The organism is Streptomyces sp. NPDC002671 (assembly GCF_053592475.1).
In genome coordinates, this window is record NZ_JBSFVU010000001.1 from 171,902 (window position 1) to 191,763 (window position 19,862).

General features: G+C 72.4%; 20 protein-coding genes. 16 read left to right on the forward strand and 4 right to left on the reverse strand.

Going from position 1 to position 19,862, the window contains the following annotated elements:
* Positions 1–215 precede the first annotated feature (215 nt).
* Positions 216–848: a VOC family protein gene (locus ACWD35_RS00790; RefSeq protein ID WP_451348949.1), complete on the forward strand. Its 633-nt coding sequence runs from the start codon at positions 216–218 to the stop codon at positions 846–848.
* Between the two features lie 29 nt (positions 849–877).
* Here ACWD35_RS00790 and ACWD35_RS00795 read toward each other — a convergent pair whose 3' ends face one another.
* Complete coding sequence (locus ACWD35_RS00795) at positions 878–2,137, reverse strand: MFS transporter (protein WP_451348950.1); 1,260 nt, start codon at positions 2,135–2,137, stop codon at positions 878–880.
* Complete coding sequence (locus tag ACWD35_RS00800) at positions 2,134–3,504, reverse strand: MBL fold metallo-hydrolase (RefSeq protein ID WP_451348951.1); 1,371 nt, start codon at positions 3,502–3,504, stop codon at positions 2,134–2,136. Before ACWD35_RS00800 ends, ACWD35_RS00795 begins: the two co-directional genes overlap by 4 nt.
* A 96-nt stretch (positions 3,505–3,600) precedes the next feature.
* Here ACWD35_RS00800 and ACWD35_RS00805 point away from each other — a divergent pair, with 96 nt between their 5' ends.
* From ACWD35_RS00805 to ACWD35_RS00820, 4 genes are all read left to right on the forward strand, one after another.
* Positions 3,601–4,278 carry an ArsR/SmtB family transcription factor gene (locus ACWD35_RS00805; protein WP_451348952.1) on the forward strand — a complete coding sequence of 226 codons (678 nt, stop codon included), beginning with the start codon at positions 3,601–3,603 and terminating at the stop codon, positions 4,276–4,278.
* A 267-nt stretch (positions 4,279–4,545) separates the two neighbouring features.
* Positions 4,546–5,817 carry an MFS transporter gene (locus tag ACWD35_RS00810; RefSeq protein ID WP_451348953.1) on the forward strand — a complete coding sequence of 424 codons (1,272 nt, stop codon included), beginning with the start codon at positions 4,546–4,548 and terminating at the stop codon, positions 5,815–5,817.
* Complete coding sequence (locus tag ACWD35_RS00815) at positions 5,814–6,095, forward strand: sulfurtransferase TusA family protein (protein ID WP_451348954.1); 282 nt, start codon at positions 5,814–5,816, stop codon at positions 6,093–6,095. The genes ACWD35_RS00810 and ACWD35_RS00815 overlap by 4 nt, the downstream gene beginning before the upstream one ends.
* Before the next feature lie 68 nt (positions 6,096–6,163).
* Positions 6,164–6,562, forward strand: coding sequence for a VOC family protein (locus ACWD35_RS00820; RefSeq protein WP_451348955.1), 399 nt, complete (start codon positions 6,164–6,166; stop codon positions 6,560–6,562).
* Here the strand turns inward: ACWD35_RS00820 and ACWD35_RS00825 are convergent.
* A complete protein-coding gene (locus tag ACWD35_RS00825) occupies positions 6,548–7,231 on the reverse strand; it encodes a helix-turn-helix domain-containing protein (RefSeq protein ID WP_451348956.1) in 684 nt (227 codons plus the stop codon). The two genes, ACWD35_RS00820 and ACWD35_RS00825, sit on opposite strands and share 15 nt — an antisense overlap.
* 18 nt (positions 7,232–7,249) lie before the next feature.
* Entirely contained in the window at positions 7,250–8,404 is a 1,155-nt protein-coding gene (locus tag ACWD35_RS00830) for a YihY/virulence factor BrkB family protein (RefSeq protein WP_451348957.1), read from the reverse strand.
* A gap of 132 nt (positions 8,405–8,536) precedes the next feature.
* Between ACWD35_RS00830 and ACWD35_RS00835 the strand changes: the two genes are divergently transcribed.
* The 11 genes from ACWD35_RS00835 to ACWD35_RS00885 all read left to right on the forward strand — a co-directional run bounded on the left by ACWD35_RS00835 (position 8,537) and on the right by ACWD35_RS00885 (position 19,792).
* A complete protein-coding gene (locus tag ACWD35_RS00835; RefSeq protein WP_451348958.1) occupies positions 8,537–10,174 on the forward strand; it encodes an acyl-CoA dehydrogenase family protein in 1,638 nt (545 codons plus the stop codon).
* A 442-nt stretch (positions 10,175–10,616) separates the two neighbouring features.
* The gene (locus ACWD35_RS00840) at positions 10,617–11,885 is read left to right on the forward strand and encodes a GAF domain-containing protein (RefSeq protein WP_451349310.1); all 1,269 of its coding nucleotides are present in this window, start codon (positions 10,617–10,619) and stop codon (positions 11,883–11,885) included.
* Between the two features lie 163 nt (positions 11,886–12,048).
* Positions 12,049–13,380: a hypothetical protein gene (locus ACWD35_RS00845; RefSeq protein ID WP_451348959.1), complete on the forward strand. Its 1,332-nt coding sequence runs from the start codon at positions 12,049–12,051 to the stop codon at positions 13,378–13,380.
* Between the two features lie 75 nt (positions 13,381–13,455).
* A complete protein-coding gene (locus ACWD35_RS00850) occupies positions 13,456–14,028 on the forward strand; it encodes a GNAT family N-acetyltransferase (protein WP_451348960.1) in 573 nt (190 codons plus the stop codon).
* Positions 14,029–14,155: 127 nt separating this feature from the next.
* The gene (locus ACWD35_RS00855; protein ID WP_310739661.1) at positions 14,156–14,239 is read left to right on the forward strand and encodes a putative leader peptide; all 84 of its coding nucleotides are present in this window, start codon (positions 14,156–14,158) and stop codon (positions 14,237–14,239) included.
* A gap of 125 nt (positions 14,240–14,364) precedes the next feature.
* Positions 14,365–16,062 carry a nitrite/sulfite reductase gene (locus tag ACWD35_RS00860; RefSeq protein WP_451348961.1) on the forward strand — a complete coding sequence of 566 codons (1,698 nt, stop codon included), beginning with the start codon at positions 14,365–14,367 and terminating at the stop codon, positions 16,060–16,062.
* Positions 16,059–16,241: a hypothetical protein gene (locus tag ACWD35_RS00865; protein ID WP_451348962.1), complete on the forward strand. Its 183-nt coding sequence runs from the start codon at positions 16,059–16,061 to the stop codon at positions 16,239–16,241. The genes ACWD35_RS00860 and ACWD35_RS00865 overlap by 4 nt, the downstream gene beginning before the upstream one ends.
* Positions 16,238–16,957: a phosphoadenylyl-sulfate reductase gene (locus ACWD35_RS00870; RefSeq protein WP_451348963.1), complete on the forward strand. Its 720-nt coding sequence runs from the start codon at positions 16,238–16,240 to the stop codon at positions 16,955–16,957. Before ACWD35_RS00865 ends, ACWD35_RS00870 begins: the two co-directional genes overlap by 4 nt.
* A complete protein-coding gene (gene cysC / locus ACWD35_RS00875) occupies positions 16,954–17,523 on the forward strand; it encodes an adenylyl-sulfate kinase (RefSeq protein ID WP_451348964.1) in 570 nt (189 codons plus the stop codon). The genes ACWD35_RS00870 and cysC overlap by 4 nt, the downstream gene beginning before the upstream one ends.
* Entirely contained in the window at positions 17,520–18,455 is a 936-nt protein-coding gene (gene cysD / locus ACWD35_RS00880; protein WP_451348965.1) for a sulfate adenylyltransferase subunit CysD, read from the forward strand. The genes cysC and cysD overlap by 4 nt, the downstream gene beginning before the upstream one ends.
* Before the next feature lie 2 nt (positions 18,456–18,457).
* Positions 18,458–19,792, forward strand: a complete 1,335-nt coding sequence (locus ACWD35_RS00885; RefSeq protein ID WP_451348966.1) for a sulfate adenylyltransferase subunit 1 — start codon at positions 18,458–18,460, stop codon at positions 19,790–19,792.
* Positions 19,793–19,862: the final 70 nt, after the last annotated feature.

Genomic DNA, 19,862 nt, shown 5'->3' on the forward strand with positions numbered 1-19,862 from the left:
GGGGGCCGCCGCATCTCGACGCCCTTTGCCAAGTCAAGAGCATCTCTAGATACGCACATGACCTTCTCCATACGCCAGCTTTACTCACTCCGATGGGCGATGGGATTCACCGCAGAAACGTCACTCACAGAGCCGTCCTGCCCAGGCGGGCGGATGATCGGCGGAGTGCCGGACTCCCTTGAACCGCGCGGCCGATGACCGTAGCCTCCCCCGGAATGAAGGCCATTCCCGCACTTCTGGACCATCTCGTCCTCGCCACGCCCGACCTGTCGGCGACGGTGACGGAGTTCGCCCGGCGGACCGGGGTCACGCCCGCACCCGGAGGGGTGCACGTCGGGCTGGGCACACGGAACCATCTGGTGGGGCTGGGCGGCCGGAGCTATCTGGAGATCATCGGCCCGGACCCGGAGCAGCCGGAGCCCGTGGAGCTGCGGCCCTTCGGCGTCGACCGGCTGGCCGAGCCGCGCACGGTGACCTGGGCGATCAGCCCGCCCGACCTGGACGCGGCAATCGAGGCCGCTCTGGTGCGGGGCTACGACCCCGGCCCGGTGCACCCGATGAGCCGGCGCACACCCGACGGCACCCTGCTGCGCTGGCGGCTCACCGACGGCGGCACCGCGCACCCCTCAGGTCTGGTCCCGTTCCTCATCGACTGGGGCGAGTCCCGGCACCCGGCCGCCTCGGGGCTGCCGGTCACCCCGCTGCTGGAGGTGACGGCGACGGCTCCCGACCCGGACGAGATCCGCGGGCCGCTCTCGGCCCTCGGCACCGAACTCGCCCTGGCACCGGGCCCGTCCGCGCTCTCCTTCACCGTGGACACGCCGAACGGACCGGTGACCTTCCGCTGAACCCCTGCGGGACCTGGGCGGGTCAGCCCTCAGACCCGCGGGCGGTCGGTGATCCAGTGGGCGGCGAGGAGGCCGGAGGCCGCGGTGAGGGCCGCGGCGGCCAGGACGGTGGCGTCGAGGCCGAAGGCATCGGCGAGAACGCCGGCCACCAGGGCGCCGACGGCATAGCCGATGTCACGCCAGAACCGGTATGTGCCAAGGGCGTTGGCGCGCCAGGCGGGGTGGGCGTGGCCGGAGACGGAGGCGATGAGGGCGGGGTAGACCATCGCGGTGCCCAGACCGAGCGCGACGGCGGACAGCAGGCCCGCCGCCAGCGGGGTGTCCAGCAGGGCGAGGGCGAGGACGAATCCGCCGGCCTGGACGAGCATGCCGGTGACGATCAGCGGCTTGCGGCCGATGCGGTCGGCGAGGTGCCCGGTGGGGATCTGGCCGATGCCCCACAGGATCGGGTAGAGGCCCTTGATCAGGCCGACGGCGGCGAGTCCCAGGCCGTGGTCGGTGAAGAGCAGCGGGAAGACACCCCAAGTGAGGCCGTCATTCAGGTTGTTGACGAGTCCGGCCTGGCTCGCGCCGCGCAGGGAGCGGTCGCGCCAGGAGGTCCGGGCGAACACGGCGGCCGGTCCGGTGCTCTCACCGGCGGGCAACGGATCGGGGTGCTGGGCGAGTTCGAGGGCGACATGGGCGGCGGTGTCGCGCACGACCAGGGCGAGGGCGAGTCCGGCGGCGACGAAGACGATACCGATGAGTTCGGGCAGGGGGCGCAGACCGTGGGTGGCGGCGAGGTAGCCGGTGAGCAGGGCGGTGGCGCCGACCGCGGTGTAACCGGCGGCTTCGTTCAGGCCGGTGGCCAGTCCCCGGCGGGCGGGGCCGACGATGTCGATCTTCATGTTGACGGTCATCGACCAGGTGAGGCCCTGGTTGAGGCCGAGCAGTACGTTCGCCGCGACGATCCAGCCCCAGGACGGCGCCCAGGCGAGCGCGAAAGGCACCGGTACGCCGATCAGCCAGCCGGCCACGAGGAGTTGCTTGCGGCGGAAGCGGGCCGTGAGCGCACCGGCGGCGAGGTTGGTGAGCGCCTTGGTCAGGCCGAAGGCGACGATGAAGGAGAAGACGGCCAGGTCGCTGGTGAGGCCGAAGGTGTGGCTGCCGATCAGCGGGACGGTGGTGCGTTCCAGACCGACGAGTCCACCGACACAGATGTTGACGACGACGAGCAGGGTGAACTGCAGCCAGTTCTCCCGCAGTCCGAGCCGGACGGGCCGGGCCGGGCTGCTGGTCATGGTGCTCATCGGGCCTCGCCCTCGGTGAGGTGCCGGCCGTGGGCGGCGGCGTACTGGCCGGGGCTGCCGTTCAGGACGGTCAGGCCGGTGTGGCCCGCGCGTTCCAGGACGCTGGCGGCGGTCATGGCGCGCTCGCCGTGCCCGCAGGCGACGACCGCTGCGCGGGGGACGTCGGCCACGTGGGCGGCGAGGGCGCCGAGTTCGAGGTGGAGGGCGCCGGGGACGTGCCCGGCGACGTACTCCGCCTCCTGCCGGACGTCGACGTAGGGGACGTCCGGCGCCTGGTCGGGGGTGACGAACGCGGTGGCCGTCTCGGGCAGGCCGGCCTGCCGCCAGGCGGTCATGCCGCCCGCGAGGCGTCCGGCGAGCCGCTCGTAGCCGATCTTGTACGCCTGCCAGACCAGCTCGGCGAGGTCCTGGTCCGCGCCGGTGACGAAGGCGAGCGGGGCGTCGTCGGGCAGGAGCCAGCCCAGCCAGGTGGCGAACTGGTCGCGCAGCGGTATGGAGAGGGAGCCCGGGATGTGGCCCCGGGCGTAGTCGGCGGCGGGGCGGACGTCGACGACGTGACCGCCGCCGGCGAGCAGTGCGCCGACCTCGGCGATGGTGAGCGCGGGCAGGTCCGGTGCGCCGGTCAGGACGGCGGGGCCGCGGCGGTTGAGCTCGGCGAGCCGGTCGAAGTACGCGGGGTAGGTGCCGAGGCTCGCGGTCAGCTGCCGGACGAAGGTGTCCTCGTCGGGTGCGGCGAGCAGCGGGTTGGCGCGCTTCTCGGTCCCGATCGTGGTGGTGCGCGCGCTGCCGGGCGGGGCCGAGCAGAACGAGCCCGCTCCGTGGGTGGGCCACACGGCGGTCTCGTCCGGGAGCAGGGCGAGCCGCCGCAGGGACCGGTACTGGGCGCGGGCCAGTTCCTCGGTGCACGCCGGGCCGAGGAGGTCGGTGCGGGCGGCGGAGTTCACGATCAGCGAGCCGCCGGTGAACACCCCGAGCTGCCGGTCGCCGTCCAGGAGCAGGAAGGACAGGTGCTCGTCGGTGTGCCCCGGGGTGGCGAGGGCGCGCAGCGTGAGCCCGCCCAGGTCCACCTCGTCGCCGTCGGTGAGGCCCTGGTGGTCGAAGGCGCGGCGGCCGGCAGCGGAGGCGAGCACGGTGGCCCCGTGGTCGTGGCCGAGCTGGACGGCGCCGGAGAGGAAGTCGGCGTGCAGGTGGGTGTCGGCCGCGTACGCGACGGTCAGGCCGCTTCGCTCCGCGGCAGCGTGCAGGGTGCGCAGGTCACGGCCGGCATCCACCGCCAGGGCGCGACCGTCGCCCAGGTCGACGAGGTAGGCGCTGTTGCCCAGTCCCTGGTCGATCAGCGGAATCAGATGATCGTCGGCGAAGCCCACGGCGGTCCTCCAGGATCCGAAGAGGTGCGGTGAACGGGTGTGTGGTCACGACGTCCCCCTTCCCTTACGATATTCCATGGATTTATGGAGGATGTCATGCCGGAGACCACGACCACCCCCTCGAAGGCTCAGCTCTACGACGCCTTCGCGGCCAGCGGCAAGGCGCTGGCCAGCGGAAAGCGCCTGGAACTGCTCGATCTGCTCGCCCAGGGCGAGCGGTCCGTGGACTCCCTCGCGAAGGCGGCCGGGCTGAACCTGACGACCGCGTCGGCCCACCTGCAGACGCTCAAGCAGGCCGGGTTCGTCGCGACCCGCCGCGAGGGGGTGCGCATCCACTACCGGCTCGCCGGTGACGACGTGGCCCAGCTGTTCGCGCTGCTGCGCAAGGTCGCCGAGCGCCACCAGTCCGCCGTACCCGCCGCCCGGGACGCCTACCTCGGCGAGGACGGCGCGCCCGAGGTCACCCGCAGGGAACTGCGCGCCCGGGTCGCGGCCGGGGACGTGGTGGTGCTGGACGTGCGGCCGGCGGAGGAGTACCTGGCCGGACACATCCCCGGCGCCGTCTCCATCCCGGTCGAGGAACTCGCCGACCGCATCAACGAGTTGCCCGAGGACTCGGAGATCGTCGTGTACTGCCGCGGCGAGTACTGCGTCCTCGCCTATGACGCGGTCCGCCTGCTGACCGACCGGGGCCGGCGCGCGATCCGGCTCGACGACGGGATGCTCGAATGGCGCTTGGCCGAGCTGCCGGTCGACGCGGGGGGCCTGGGGTGACCGAGCGGTACGGCCTGCCCCCGAAGCCGATCAACAACCTTGCGCCGCAGGGGCGTTGACGGTCGGCGTCCCCGAGACCGCAGTCCGGCTCGCCCGGTCCCTCCGCTCCCCGCCGGTACGCGTCCGCACCAGAACGGCAGGGCGTCGCCGCTGCCCTTGACGCCGCCTGACCTCCGCACCCGGCCCGACTCGCCCTCCCTCCCCCGGCCCGGCGCCGGATACCTTCGCCACCTCGACTCCGGCCACCTCGACGGAAAGAGCCCGCTCGTGACGAGTACCGCCCCTGCCACCGCCTCCGGCATATCCGCGCAGCCCGAGGCCCAGCGCCGCGTCCTGGCCGTTCTGGTCGCCTCCCAGATCCTGAGCGGGGCCGGGCTCGCGGCGGGTGTCACCGTCGGCGCCCTGCTCGCGCAGGACATGCTCGGCTCCACCGATCTCGCGGGCCTGCCCAGCGCCCTGTTCACCGCCGGTTCCGCTCTGTCCGCCGTCGCCGTGGGCCGGCTGTCCCAGGCCCGGGGCCGCCGCCCGGGCCTGGCCGCCGGGTACCTGACCGGCGCCGTCGGCAGCGCCGGCGTGATCGCCGCCGCCGTCGCCGACAACCCGGTCCTGCTGTTCATCGCCCTGTTCGTCTACGGCGCCGGTACGGCGACCAACCTCCAGGCCCGTTACGCCGGAGCCGACCTCGCCACTCCCGCCCACCGAGCCCGCGCCCTGTCCACGGTGCTGGTCGCCACCACCCTCGGCGGCGTCGTCGGCCCCAACCTCGCCGCCCCCACCGGCGACCTCGCCGACAGCCTCGGCATCCCGACCCTGGCCGGGCCGTTCCTCCTCTCCGGCACCGCCTACGCGCTGGCCGCCCTCGTCCTGGCCGTCTGGCTGCGCCCCGATCCCCTGCTGCTCGCCCGCGAGCTCGACGACCGGCGGCAGGCGGCAGCCGCCGCGGCGAAGGACATGGACGACACCGGGGTGGCGGCCCCGGCACCGGCGCGCGGTCCGGGGCTGATGCCGGGCGCGCTGACGATGATCCTCACCCAGCTCGTCATGGTCTCGATCATGACGATGACCCCCATACACCTGCACGACCACGGTCACGGCACCGCAGCCTCCGGCCTGGTCATCGCCATCCATGTCGGCGCGATGTACCTGCCCTCGCCGCTGACCGGGTGGCTCGTCGACAGATACGGCCGCATCGCCGTCGCCTCCGCCTCCGGCGTCACCCTTCTCGCAGCCGGGATCACCGCCGCCGCGGCGCCCGCGGACTCCGTCGGCCTGCTCGCCCTCGCGCTCGCCCTGCTCGGCCTCGGCTGGAACCTCGGCCTCATCTCCGGCACCGCCATGATCACCGATGCCGTACCGCTCGCCACCCGCGCCAGGACCCAGGGCATGGTCGACGTCTCCATCGCCATCGCCGGCGCCACGGGCGGCCTGGCCTCGGGTGTCGTCGTCTCCGCCGCCGGCTACCCCGTCCTCGCCCTCACCGGCGGCGTCCTCGCCCTCGGCATCCTGCCCGCCATCGCCGCCACCGCGAGCAGCCGGTGAACCAGCCCGACCTCACCGTCGACGGCACCGGTCTGCTCTGCGTCACCCTGCTGCTGCGCCTGCGCAAGGAGATCGACAGCGCACCGCCGGGCACACTCGTGCACGTCATCGCCACCGACCCCGCCGCCCCGCTCGACCTGCCGGCCTGGTGCCACATGACCGGACACGACTACCTCGGCCCCGTGCCGGGCGACGACCGGCCCGCCTTCGCACTCCGCCTGGCCGGCGGAGCACGCCGAACCCGCGCCGACGCTCCCTGGCACACGGAGAGCCCCTGACAGGACGTACCAGTGCGGTGTCCGATTCCTTCAAGACCCGGAATCCCTCCCCCGCCTACGGTGACGCCATGACCGCACGATTCGCCGTGATCGGCGTGGTGGCCTCCGATCTGGCCGCCTCGCTCGCCTTCTACCGTCGCCTCGGACTGGCCTTCCCCGCCGGGGCCGAGGAACAGCCGCATGTCGAGGCCGAGTTGCCCGGTGGGCTGGTGCTCGCGCTGGACACCGAGCAGACCGTCAGGTCGTTCCACCCCGGCTGGCGTCCGCCCGCCGGCGGGGGCCGGGTGGGGCTCGCGTTCCGCTGCGACTCGCCCGCCGTGGTCGACGCCCTGTACGAGGACCTGGTGGGCGCCGGGTACCACGGAGAGCTGAAGCCGTGGGACGCCTTCTGGGGGCAGCGGTACGCCACCGTGCACGACCCCGACGGCAACGGCGTCGACCTGTTCGCACCCCTACCCGCCGAGTAGCTCCCCGAGCGTCCGCCCCGCCAGCTCCCGTACGTCACGGGAGAGGTGGGGCTGGTCGGCGTATCCGGCGCGGATCGCGGTCTCGGCGTACGGCACCCCCGAGCGGGCCAGGTCCAGCGCCCGTCGCAGGCGCAGGATGCGGGCCAGTGTCTTGGGGCCGTAGCCGAATGCCGTCAGGCAGCGGCGGTGCAACTGGCGGGCGCCTATGCCGAGTTCGTCGGCGGTCGCGGACACCGGGCGGCCCTCGTCCAGGCACTCGACCAGGCGTCGCAGCAGCTGGTCGGGGGGCGGGGAGAGCGCCGCCCGGTCCAGGGCGATGTCCTCCAGTGCCGTCGCGGGGTCGGGCGCCGCCTCGATACGGTCGCGCAGCCGCCGGACCCGGGCGGCGGGCCACAGGTCGGCCAGCTCCACCCGGCTGTCGCGCAGCTCGTGCGCGGGTACGCCGAGCAGGGCGGGCGCGGTGCCGGGAAAGAATCGGACACCCGCCCAGAAGCGGGGCGGGCCCTCGGGGACGTACGCGCGGGTGTCGGGGCCGGCGACCAGCAGCCGCCCCTCGCTCCACAGCAGGTCCATGCAGCCGTCGGGCAGCACGGGCCGGGCGGCCAGGTCCTCCGGAGTGCGGCGCCACACCACCGCTCCGTCCAGCCGCGCCGCCCACTCCTCGTACACGGGAGTCAGGCTACGGCGTCACTTGTCCTGGTGGGTCGGCTCCCCATGGTTCTTATGGGCGTGGTGGGTGCTCCGCACATGGGCGCGGAGGCGGGCCGTGACGTCCTCGGGGGGCAGGAAGCGGGACCAGCGCTCGGGGAACTCGGAGGGCATGTCGGGGTCGTCGGGGTCGGCCTCGCGGGCCGCGGCGGCGCGGGCGACGTACTCGACGACCTGGGCCTCGCGCAGCCGCTCGTTCGCCTCGCGGGCGGCGGCCGTGGCGGCGGCGGGCCAGACCCGGTCGATGGCGGCGTTCACCGCCGCGCCGACGAGCACGGCGAAGGCCGACACGCCGATCCAGAGGAGGACGGCGACGGCGGCGGCCAGGGAGCCGTAGATCGTCGCTCCCTCGATGGTGTTGGTGAGGTAGATGCGGAGCAGGAAGCTGCCCAGGACCCACATGGCCAGGGCGACCAGGGCGCCCGGCACGTCCTCGATCCAGGGGGAGCGGACGGGGACCGACACGTGGTAGAGGGTCGTCAGGAAGGCGACCGACAGGACGATGACCACCGGCCAGTACAGGACCTGGACCAGCGTCGCCGACCACGGCACGATCCGCACCACGGCGTCCGGCCCCGCCACCATCAGCGGCAGCGCCACCGAGCCGATCAGCAGGGCCACGATGAACAGCAGGAACGACATCATCCGCGTCTTGACGATGCCCCGGACGCCGTCGAGCCCGTACATGACGGTGATGGTGTCGATGAAGACGTTCACCGCGCGCGAGCCGGACCACAGCGCGAACAGGAAGCCTATGGAGATGACGTCGGGCCGGCCGCCCTTCATCACGTCGTGCAGGATCGGCTGGGCGATCTCCCGGACGCCCCTGTCGGAGAGCACGGTGCGGGAGGCTTCGAGGAGGTTGCTCTCCAGGCTCTGGATGGTGTCGGCGCCGGTCCAGGCGTCGACGTAGGCGAGCAGGCCGATGAGGCTGAGCAGCAGTGGGGGCACGGACAGCAGCGTGAAGAACGCCGCCTCGGCCGCCAGGCCCAGGATGCGGTACTCCATGCAGGAATTGGCGGTGTCCTTGAGCAACAGCCAGGCGGTCCTGCGCTTGGAGACGTTCCGGTAGAGGGCTCTGGCCCGATGGAGCCGACCGGCCGGCGTGTCGGGGGTTTCACTTGCTGGCTGCACGAACCAACCGTATCCGCCGCGGAGGACCGTCCTCACCTTCCGGGGCAGGTGATGGGCGTCCGGCGCGCCCGCGCGCGGGCTGTGCCACTCTGGAGGCCGCGCATCGGTTCCGACCCGGGTAGGTTCGCAGTCATGGCAGGCAACCCCACCCATATCGTGACGAACCAGCCGCCCCCGCTCACCGGATACGACGTGTTCGGCGCCGACCGGGCCCTGGTGGAGGCGGTCGAGCGGCACACCGACCCCGCCGTGCTGGACGAGGTGCGCGCGGAGCTGTCCACGCTGGGCCTCGCCTCGGGTTCGGCGCAGCTGCAGGAGTGGGGGACGCAGGCGAACGAGTTTCCGCCCCGGCTGCGCACGCACGACCGGTACGGCCACCGGATCGACGAGGTCGAGTTCCACCCGGCCTGGCACCGGCTGCTCGGCAAGGGCGTGTCGGCGGGGCTGACCGGAGCGTGGAACCGGCCGGCCGGGCATGTGCGCCGGGCGGCCGGGTTCCTGGTCTGGACGCAGGTGGAGGCGGGCAACTGCTGTCCGCTGTCGATGACCCACGCGGCCGTGCCCGCGCTGCGCACCGACCCGGCGCTCGCCGCCGAGTGGGAGCCCCGCCTGACGTCCACCGTCTATGACCGGGCGCTGCGGCCCGCCGCGCAGAAGCCCGGGGCCCTTTTCGGCATGGGCATGACCGAGAAGCAGGGCGGCAGCGACGTACGGGCGAACACCACCGAGGCCCGCCCGCTCGCCGAGGACGGCACCTACGCGCTGACCGGGCACAAGTGGTTCTGCTCGGCGCCCATGTCCGACGCCTTCCTGGTCCTGGCGCAGGCCCCGGAGGGCCTGACCTGTTTCCTGGTGCCGCGCGTCCTCGCCGACGGCAACCGCAACGTCTTCCTCATCCAGCGCCTCAAGGACAAACTGGGCAACCGGTCCAACGCCTCCGCCGAGGTCGAGTTCGACGGCACCTGGGCGCGCCGGGTCGGCGAGGAGGGGCGCGGGGTGCGCACCATCATCGAGATGGTCGCCGCGACCCGCCTGGACTGCGCGCTCGGCTCGGCGGGCCTGATGCGGCAGGCGGTGGCCCAGGCGATCCACCACTGCGCCCACCGGGAGGCCTTCGGCGGGAAGCTGATCGACAAGCCGCTGATGCGCAACGTCCTCGCCGACCTCGCGCTGGAGTCCGAGGCGGCGACCGCGCTCACGCTCCGGCTCGCGGCGGCCTACGACGACGGCGGCGAGCAGGAGCGGGCCTTCCTGCGGCTGGCGGTGCCGGCCGCCAAGTACTGGATCACCAAGCGGTGCGCGCCGGTGGCGGTCGAGGCCGCCGAGTGCCTGGGCGGCAACGGGTACGTCGAGGAGTCGGGGCTGCCCCGGCTGGTGCGCGAGTCCCCGCTGAACTCCGTCTGGGAGGGCGCCGGGAACGTCCAGGCCCTCGACGTGCTGCGGGTACTGCGGCGCGAGCCCGGCGCGCTGGACGCCTGCCTCACGGAGCTCGGCCGCGCCCACGGCGCCGACCACCGCCTCGACCGCGCCGTGAAGGACCTGTTCACCGAACTGGCCGACCTGGACAACATCGAGGGCCGGGCCCGCCGCCTGGTGGAACGCCTGGCCCTGGCCCTCCAGGGCTCACTCCTGGTCCGCCACGCCCCACCCGAGGTGGCCGACGCCTTCTGCGCCTCCCGCCTGGGCACCGACCGAGGCGCATCCTTCGGCACCCTCCCGACGGGCCTGGACCTGAAGTCGGTGGTGAACCGGGCACGCCCTGTGACCTGAGACGCAGGGGACCACGACTTCCTCAGGGGCGCGGGGCCCTGCTGAATTTGCGGCTCCGCCGCGGGGCGCGACAAGCCACAACGCACCCGCAGCCGCCGACGCACCGCAAGCGGCAACCCCGGAGTGCGCCGGCCGAACCCCCGGCGGGCCCGGCAGGGGTGATGCTGCGCCGACACGGCACCACCCCCGCCTCTTCGGCCCCGTTGAAGGCCGCGAACGCCGCCCGCAGGGCAGCGCCGGGGGCAAGTCTCGGCCACTGTCCGGCGGTTCACCAGGGTTGCAGAGGGTTGCAACTTGTTGGTGATGGTGCGCGGAGTATGTGCCTCCGGCCTATCCATGACGGCAGTATGTGAGGCACAGTCGGACCGGAAACCGCCGCCCGGACTGCTTGACAGGAATGTTCGACGGACCCTCCGGGAGGACCCCCGTGGTGAACCCGCCGATGAACGTGGCGCGCCTGGCCGCCGTGGACGCGGCGCAGGCGGCACGGCTGCTGAGTGAGGTGCGCGAGGCCACGCTCGCCGGACAGCGTGCGCGCATCGCGCCCCGGCCCGTGATCGGGCAGTCCTGGGGGCGGATGCTGCGCAGCGGGGTCGACCCCGACCACGACTTCCGGTCGGGGCTGCTCTCCTTCGACGAGGTGCGGCGCAGGCGCGAGGAGTCGCCGCTGCGGCACGTCCTGCCGGTGCTGCGCGAGGGTCTGCTTTCGGTCGCGGACGTCACCGAGCACATCATGGTCATCGCGGACGCGGACGGGCGTGTGCTGTGGCGGGAGGGCTCCCCCTCGGTGCTCCGCAAGGCCGACCGCCTCGGCTTCGAACTGGGCGCGGACTGGCGGGAAGACGTCGTCGGCACCAACGGCGTCGGCACCCCCGCGGTCGTACGACGGCCCGTGCAGGTGTTCGCCGCCGAGCACTTCGTGCGCTCGCACGCCACCTGGACGTGTACGGGCGCCCCGATCACCGACCCGAGGGACGGCAGCCTGCTCGGCGTGGTCGACGTCAGCGGCCCGCTGGAGACCATGCATCCGGCGACCCTCGCCTGGGTGGACTCGGTGGCCAAGCTCGCCGAGGCCCGGCTGCGCGAGCTCCACCTGGACTCGCTGGAGCGGCTGCGCGCGGTGGCGGCGCCGGTGCTGGCCCGGCTGTCCGGGCGGGCGCTGGCCGTGGACCGGGACGGCTGGGCGGCGGCGGTGACGGGGATGCCGTACGTGCGGCGCGTCACGCTGCCCAAGTCCCTTGTGCCGGGCCGCCGGTGGCTGCCCGCTGTCGGCTCCTGCGCCGTGGAACCGCTGGCCGACGGCTGGCTGCTGCGGGCCGTCGAGGACCCGGCGCCGTCCGCGGCCACGCGGATCGTGCTCGACCTCGGCCGGGCGGGCCGCTGTTCGCTGACGGTGACCGGCTCGGCCGGTTCCTGGTCCTGTGAACTGAGTCCCCGGCATGCCGAGTTGCTGTATCTGCTGAGTGAGCACCGCTCCGGCCGGAGCGCTGCGGGCCTCGCCGAAGACGTGTTCGGCGATCCCTCGCGCACGGTCACCGTGCGGGCGGAGATGTCGCGGATCCGACGGTATCTGGGGGCTCTTCTACGGCATCGGCCGTATCGTTTCTGCGAGGACGTGGAGGTCACGCTCCTGCTGCCCGACGACCCCCGTGACCTGCTCCCCCAGTCGACGGCGCCGGCGGTGGCCCGCATGCGGGCCGCACGCCCGTGAGGGCGCTGCCCGCATATGCCACGTCGTATGCCCCTTCTTGATATGTCTCCCGTATTGGCCCGGCGCGCCTCCCACTGCCGTAGCATCGCTTGTGGGCCTCCCCATCTGCTCCTTGGTCAACGTAGGGATCACCAGGCGCAGTTGGCCCGCTCGGGAGGAGACAATGAGACATCGCGGCAGACACCGCCGGCGCAGGCGCGGTGCGGCCCTGCGCGCGGTCCTGGCCGGAACAGGGCTGGCGCTCACCGCGGCGGCCACCCTGATCACCGCCTCACAGGCCACGGTCACCGAGAACCCGGGCGCGCTGGCGCCGCTCACCTCCCGGGCGCAGACCGCCCCGCTGCGGCTCCAGGAGCGGCTGACCCCTGCCCGCACGCTGAACCGGCTCTCCGCCGAGATGGGTCGGCCGGTCGGCGTCAGCGCCGTGCTGAGCGGCGCCGGGCACCGGCTGCGCGAGGCCCACCACTGCTCCTCCGGCGACCGCGCGACCCTGCCCGTCGCCCCGGCCGCCACCCGCGCCTACTGCTGGGACCGGGCCGATGCCGCCGGTGCCTGGCGGCCCGCCGCGGTGACCACCTCCGGGGACGCCGACGACGACGGCGTCTGGGGCGCCCACCGGGTGATCCTCACCGGCTGGACCCACCGCACCGACACCGGCCCGGCCGCCCAGCGCGGCCTCGCGAGGGTCGCCTTCGTCGATGCCGACGACCCCGCCCGTCTCACCTACCGCTCGGCGCTGCTGGTGGTGCCCGTCGACGGCGGCCGGAACTACCGGGGTCTGGTCTCCGGCATCTCCGGCATGGTCTGGTACCAGGACAAGCTGCTGGTCACCACCACGACCGGCAGCGCCGACGCGCTCTATGTCTACGACCTCGACCGCATCCAGCGCGCCACCGTGGCCGCGCCCGCGATCGGCCGGGTGCCCGGCGGCTGGTCCGCCGCCGGCTACCGGTACGTGCTGCCCGCGGTCGGCTCCTACCGCTTCACCGCCGGCCGCTGCGAGCGCTCCGGCCCGCCCTGCCCCGGCGCGCTCGCGCTGGACCGCGGCACGGTCCCCGACTCCCTGGTCGCCGGTGAGTGGACCGCCCCCGGCGGCGAGCGGCACGCCCGGCTGTGGCGGTACGCGTTCAGTACGGACCCGGCGCGCGGCGGGCTGCTCGCCACCGATTCCGCCGGTCGGGCCCAGGCGGTGGAGGCGTACCGGACCCGGACGGCCGGGATCCGGGGCGTGCTGTCGTACCGGCCGACCGGGGCGGACCGCCCGTCCTGGTATGTGGGACACCTGCCCGGGTCCCGGGACGGACACAGCGGGCTGTGGCGGCAGGACACGAAGGGCGCCGAGGTGGCGCGCTGCGGCTCGGACACCCCGCACCGCTGCTGGGCCGAGTCCCCCGGCTCGCTGTCCTACTGGCCGGAGACGGGCGAGGTGTGGTCGCTCTCCGACCGGATGCTGTTCGCGGTGCCGCTGGCGGAGCTGGACCGCGCACTGCGGTGAGCGGTCCGGGGGTGGGCCCCAGGACGTGACGCCGGCGATCGACAGACCGGTCGGCGGGATGATTCCCTGACCGGCATGAGCAGCGTCCCCGTCACCACGTGGTCCCTGGAGCAGACGTCCCCGGCCGGCCTCCTGCCTGCCGCCGCGCCCGAGGGCGACTTCCGGATCGTCCGCGCCGAGGTCCCCTCCCCCGAGTTCAGCCGCTTCCTCTACGCCTCGGTCGGCGGCGACATCCGCTGGACCGACCGGCTGGGCTGGACGTACGCCGAGTGGCAGGAGCACCTGGAGCGGCCCGGTGTGGAGACCTGGGTGGCCTACGACCGGGGCACCCCGGCCGGGTACGTCGAGCTGGACCCGCAGGACGAGGGCGTCGTCGAGATCGTCTACTTCGGGCTGATCCCGGCCTTCCGCGGGCGCCGCATCGGCGGGCACCTGCTGTCGTACGGCACCCGGCGCGCCTGGGACCTGGCCGAGCGCTGGCCGGACCGGACGCCGACCAAGCGGGTGTGGCTGCACACGTGCAGCAAGGATGGCGAGTTCGCGATGGACAACTACCTGCGGCGCGGCTTCACGCTGTTCGACACCAAGGTCGAGGAGGAGCCGGAGGTCGCCGCTCCGGGACCGTGGCCCGGCGCGTACCGGGCCTGAACTGCCGCGACAAGCCGTCCCGCAGAGTATGTGACCGACGACACCCTTGTCCCATTCTTCGGGACAAGGGTGTCCGCATGATGGACAAAGCTGGACTGTGTCCAGATCGCCATGCCACGCTTCCGTCATGCCTGGAACTGGAATTGCCTTGGTGAGTCGGCGGCACGTCGACCTCGGCCGCATGTCCAGCGCCATCTGTCCGGCGAGCTGATCGCCCCAGCACCGCCGCACCTCCCCGAACCTGATCCCTGCTGCGCAAGGATGCGCACGCATGCCCGCATGCGCTTATATGCGCAGGTCAGAGCCGATTCCGCCGGTCCCGAAGGACGTAGAAGCATGGCCGCCACCCCACAGAACCCCGCTGGCTCCGCGCCCCGCCGCAAGGTGAGCCGTCACCGTGGCGAGGGTCAGTGGGCCGTGGGGCACCTGACCCCGCTCAACGGCAACGAGCAGTTCAAGAAGGACGACGACGGTCTCAATGTGCGGACACGCATTGAGACGATCTACTCCAAGCGCGGTTTCGACTCCATCGACCCCAACGACCTGCGCGGCCGGATGCGCTGGTGGGGTCTGTACACCCAGCGCCGCCCCGGGATCGACGGCGGCAAGACCGCGATCCTGGAGCCGGAGGAGCTGGACGACAGCTACTTCATGCTCCGGGTGCGGATCGACGGCGGGCGGCTGACCACCCGCCAGCTGCGGGTCATCGGCGAGATCTCGCAGGAGTTCGCGCGCGGCACCGCCGACATCACCGACCGGCAGAACATCCAGCTGCACTGGATCCGGATCGAGGACGTGCCGGAGATCTGGAACCGCCTCGAAGCCGTCGGGCTGTCCACGACCGAGGCGTGCGGCGACACTCCGCGTGTGATCATCGGCTCGCCGGTCGCCGGCATCGCCGAGGACGAGATCATCGACGGCACGCCCGCGATCGAGGAGATCCAGCGCCGGGTCATCGGCAACAAGGACTTCTCCAACCTGCCGCGCAAGTTCAAGTCCGCGATCTCCGGCTCGCCGCTGCTGGACGTGGCGCACGAGATCAACGACGTCGCGTTCGTGGGCGTCGAACACCCCGAGCACGGGCCCGGCTTCGACCTGTGGGTCGGCGGCGGCCTGTCCACCAACCCCAAGATCGGTGTCCGGCTCGGCGCCTGGGTGCCGCTGGACGAGGTCCCCGACGTCTTCGAGGGCGTCATCTCCATCTTCCGTGACTACGGCTACCGCCGCCTGCGCACCCGCGCCCGGCTGAAGTTCCTGGTCGCCGACTGGGGCGCGGAGAAGTTCCGGCAGGTGCTGGAGGACGAGTACCTCCAGCGCAAGCTCGTCGACGGTCCGGCGCCGGCACAGCCGGTGGAGCGCTGGCGCGACCACGTCGGTGTGCACCGGCAGCAGGACGGCCGTTACTACGTCGGGTTCGCCCCGCGCGTCGGCCGGGTCGACGGCACGCTCCTCACCAAGATCGCCGAACTGGCGGAGGCGCACGGCTCCGGCCGGGTGCGCACCACCGTCGAGCAGAAGATGCTGGTGCTCGACGTCGAGGAGGCGCAGGTCGAGTCCCTGTCGGCCGGCCTGGAGGCCCTCGACCTCACGGTCAGCCCCTCCCCGTTCCGGCGCGGCACCATGGCCTGCACCGGCATCGAGTTCTGCAAGCTCGCCATCGTCGAGACGAAGGCGCGCGGCATGTCCCTGATCGACGAACTGGAGCGCCGGATCCCGGACTTCGACGAGCCGATCACCATCAACATCAACGGCTGCCCGAACGCCTGCGCCCGTATCCAGGTCGCGGACATCGGCCTCAAGGGCCAGCTGGTCCTCGACGACCAGGGCGAGCAGGTCGAGGGCTTCCAGGTGCACCTGGGCGGCGCGCTCGGCCTGGAGGCGGGCTTCGGCCGCAAGGTGCGCGGTCTGAAGGTGACGTCGGAGGAACTGCCCGACTACATCGAGCGGGTCCTCAAGCGCTACCAGGCCGAGCGCGAGGACGGCGAGCGGTTCGCGACCTGGGCCGCACGTGCCAGCGAGGAGGCCCTCTCATGAGCGAACGGGCCGCACCGTTCTACTGCCCCTACTGCGGCGACGAGGACCTGCGTCCCAGCGAGCAGGGCCACGGTGCCTGGGAATGCGGGTCGTGCAACCGCGCATTCCAGCTGAAGTTCCTGGGGCTGCTGTCCCGGGGGCTGCAGCGAGCCGACAACGGAGGGGACGACCGGATATGACGACAGCTCAGCAAGAGCGCACGAACGACGAGTTGAAGGCGCTCGCCGAGCAGGCGGGGCGTGACCTGGAGGACGCCTCCGCGCTGGAGATCCTCCGGTGGGCGGCCGACACCTTCGGCGCGAAGTTCTGCGTCACCTCCTCGATGGAGGACGCCGTGGTCGCCCATCTGGCCTCCCGCGTGCGCAAAGGCGAGGCCGCCGTGGATGTCGTCTTCCTCGACACCGGCTACCACTTCCCGGAGACCATCGGCACCCGGGACGCCGTGGAGGCCGTGATGGACGTCAACGTCATCACGCTCACCCCGCGGCAGACGGTCGCCGAGCAGGACGCGGAGTACGGCCCGAAGCTGCACGACCGCGACCCCGACCTGTGCTGCAAGCTGCGCAAGGTCCAGCCCCTGGAGGAAGGCCTCAAGGGCTACCAGGCGTGGGCGACCGGTCTGCGCCGCGACGAGTCCCCGACCCGGGCGAACACCCCGGTGGTCGGCTGGGACGAGAAGCGGCAGAAGGTCAAGATCTCCCCGATCGCCCGCTGGACCCAGGACGACGTGGACGCCTATGTCGTCGAACACGGCGTCCTGACCAACCCGTTGCTGATGGACGGCTACGCCTCCATCGGCTGCGCCCCGTGCACCCGCCGCGTCCTGGAGGGCGAGGACGCGCGCGCCGGCCGCTGGGCCGGGCGCGCCAAGACCGAGTGCGGGCTGCACGGATGACGACTTCAACCGACAAGCAGGAGAACCACGTGACGACCGGAGCCACCGTCTGGCTCACGGGTCTGCCGAGCGCCGGCAAGACCACCATCGCGTACGAGCTGGCCGGCCGGCTGCGCGAGGAGGGCCACCTCGTCGAGGTGCTCGACGGCGACGAGATCCGCGAGTTCATCTCGGCGGGCCTCGGCTTCAGCCGCGAGGACCGGCACACCAACGTGCAGCGCATCGGCTTCGTCGCCGAACTGCTGGCCCGTAACGGCGTGAAGGCGCTCGTCCCGGTGATCGCGCCCTACGCGGACAGCCGCGACGCGGTCCGCAAGCGGCACGAGGGCAACGCGACGCCGTACCTGGAGATCCACGTGGCGACGCCGGTCGAGGTGTGCTCGGTGCGCGATGTGAAGGGGCTGTACGCCAAGCAGGCCGCGGGCGAGCTGACCGGGCTCACCGGGGTCGACGACCCGTACGAGGAGCCGGAGACACCCGATCTGCGGATCGAGTCCCAGAACCAGACGGTTCAGGAGTCCGCGGCGTCCGTGCACGCACTGCTGAGCGAGAGGGGACTGGCATGACCACGGTCGCCGAGATCGAGGACGGCACGGACAGCCCGTACGCCCTCTCCCACCTGGACGCGCTGGAGTCCGAGGCGGTGCACATCTTCCGCGAGGTGGCGGGCGAGTTCGAGAACCCGGTGATCCTGTTCTCCGGGGGCAAGGACTCCATCGTCATGCTGCACCTCGCGCTGAAGGCCTTCGCCCCGGCCGCGATCCCGTTCACGCTGCTCCATGTGGACACGGGACACAACTTCCCCGAGGTGCTGGAGTACCGGGACCGTGTGGTCGCCGCACATGGGCTGCGCCTCCATGTGGCCTCCGTACAGGACTACATCGACCGCGGTGTGCTCAAGGAGCGCCCCGACGGCACCCGTAACCCGCTGCAGACGCTTCCGCTGACGGAGAAGATCCAGAGCGCGAAGTTCGACGCGGTCTTCGGCGGCGGGCGCCGCGACGAGGAGAAGGCCCGCGCCAAGGAGCGCGTGTTCTCCCTGCGCGACGAGTTCTCCCAGTGGGACCCGCGCCGCCAGCGCCCCGAGCTGTGGAACCTGTACAACGGCCGGCACGCGCCCGGTGAGCACGTCCGCGTGTTCCCGCTGTCCAACTGGACCGAGCTGGACGTCTGGCAGTACATCGACCGCGAGGGCATCGAGCTGCCGGAGATCTACTTCGCGCACGAACGCGAGGTGTTCCAGCGCAGCGGCATGTGGCTGACCGCGGGCGAGTGGGGCGGCCCGAAGGACGGCGAGAGGGTGGAGAAGCGGCTCGTCCGCTACCGGACCGTCGGTGACATGTCCTGCACGGGTGCCGTCGACTCCGACGCGACCACGCTGGACGCCGTGATCGCCGAGATCGCCGCCTCCCGGCTCACCGAGCGCGGCGCCACCCGCGCCGACGACAAGCTCTCCGAGGCCGCGATGGAAGACCGCAAGCGCGAGGGGTACTTCTAAGCATGAGCACGACCACCGCCGAGGCTCTCTCGGCCACCACCCTGCTGCGGTTCGCCACCGCCGGCTCCGTCGACGACGGCAAGTCCACGCTCGTCGGACGGCTGCTGCACGACTCCAAGTCGGTCCTCGCCGACCAGCTGGAGGCCGTGGAACGCGCGTCGGCCGGCCGCGGCCAGGAGGGCCCGGACCTCGCGCTGCTCACCGACGGTCTGCGGGCCGAGCGCGAGCAGGGCATCACGATCGACGTGGCCTACCGCTACTTCGCCACCCCGCGGCGCCGGTTCATCCTGGCCGACACCCCGGGCCATGTGCAGTACACGCGGAACATGGTCACCGGCGCCTCCACCGCCGAGCTGACGGTGATCCTGGTCGACGCCCGCAACGGTGTCGTCGAGCAGACCCGCCGGCACGCGGCGATCGCCGCGCTGCTGCGCGTGCCGCACGTGGTGCTCGCCGTGAACAAGATGGACCTGGTCGACTACCGGGAGCCGGTGTTCGCGGCGATCGCCGAGGAGTTCACGGCGTACGCCACCGAGCTGGGCGTCCCGGAGGTCACCGCGATCCCGATCTCGGCGCTGGCCGGTGACAACGTGGTGGAGCCGTCCGCGAACATGGATTGGTACGGCGGCCCGACGGTCCTGGAGCACCTGGAGACCGTGCCGGTCACGCACGACCTGGCGCAGTGTCACAACCGGCTGCCCGTGCAGTACGTGATCCGGCCGCAGACCGCCGAGCACCCTGACTACCGGGGCTACGCGGGCCAGATCGCGGCCGGTACCTTCCGGGTCGGCCAGGAGGTCACGATCCTGCCCTCCGGGCGGACCACGAAGATCTCCGCCATCGACCTGCTGGGCAAGCCGGTCGACGTGGCTTGGACGACGCAGTCGGTGACCGTCCTGCTTCAGGACGACATCGACGTCTCGCGCGGCGACCTGATCGTGCCGACCAAGGACGCACTGGCCACCACGCAGGACGTGGAGGCGACCGTCTGCCACGTCGCCGACCAGCCGCTCACCGTCGGGCACCGGGTGCTGCTCAAGCACGGCACCCGCACGGTCAAGGCGATCGTCCGCGACATCCCCTCCCGCCTCACGCTCGACGACCTGTCCCTGCACCCGCACCCGGGTCAGCTCGTCGCCAACGACATCGGCCGGGTGAAGCTCCGCACCGCGGAGCCGCTGCCGGTCGACTCCTACGCCGACTCGCGCCGCACGGGCTCCTTCATCCTGATCGACCCCGCCGACGGCACCACGCTCACCGCGGGCATGGTCGGCGAGTCGTTCGCGTCGCCCGAACCGGTCAAGGACCCGGCTGACGACGACGGTTGGGACTTCTGATCGTGAACTCCTCCGATTTCTACTCCATGTTCGCGAAGGAGGGCGGCCGTGTCGGCAGCGGCGCCCTCGG